This is a genomic window from Bradyrhizobium sp. Arg816, from assembly GCF_029989365.1.
GTDB lineage: Bacteria > Pseudomonadota > Alphaproteobacteria > Rhizobiales > Xanthobacteraceae > Bradyrhizobium.
The window spans coordinates 1-524 of sequence record NZ_JAPRAQ010000133.1; the positions used below are offsets into that span (position 1 = coordinate 1).

1 protein-coding gene is annotated in these 524 nt (G+C 34.0%); it reads right to left on the reverse strand.

All coding sequences use genetic code 11. From position 1 onward, the window contains the following. Positions 1-524, reverse strand: a 524-nt coding sequence (locus OWC48_RS46170; protein ID WP_282525951.1) for a hypothetical protein, incomplete at both ends; no start/stop codon positions are given.

Sequence of the window (524 nt, forward strand, 5' to 3'; positions counted from 1 at the left end):
GATGGTCTTGAAGAACCAACAATACTTAAAGTATTATTATTTGTAACAACATTCGAAATAGTCGGAACTATCGGATTGGGCGAATCATAAAAAAAATCCTTTCCAAAATACTGAAATTTTACAGTTAAAGGTCTTGAAACACTACCCGCCTGACAGTCTGATTTCACATAAAAAAGCAATCGATTATCATCTGAAAATGTCGTAAAATCAGCTGGGGTCCATGTACCGTGGTTTATAAATATAAGCTGATTTCCTCTGATAACCGGAAGTCCCGAATTTATAAAACGAGATGAGGTTGTGTATTTGTTATTATAATAAGTAGATATATATCTGGATGCTGTAGTATTATCATAAACAACACCTGCAGGCAAAGTTATAATTATTGAATCGACATATACTTTAGGCCTGTATTCATTGGGAAATGGCTGTATGGCAGCAGTATGCCTAAAGTTATAGTTTAAATTAATTCCGACGTTACCACAGCCATTCAATACTCCATTATTTGTATAATCATATATTCCGGG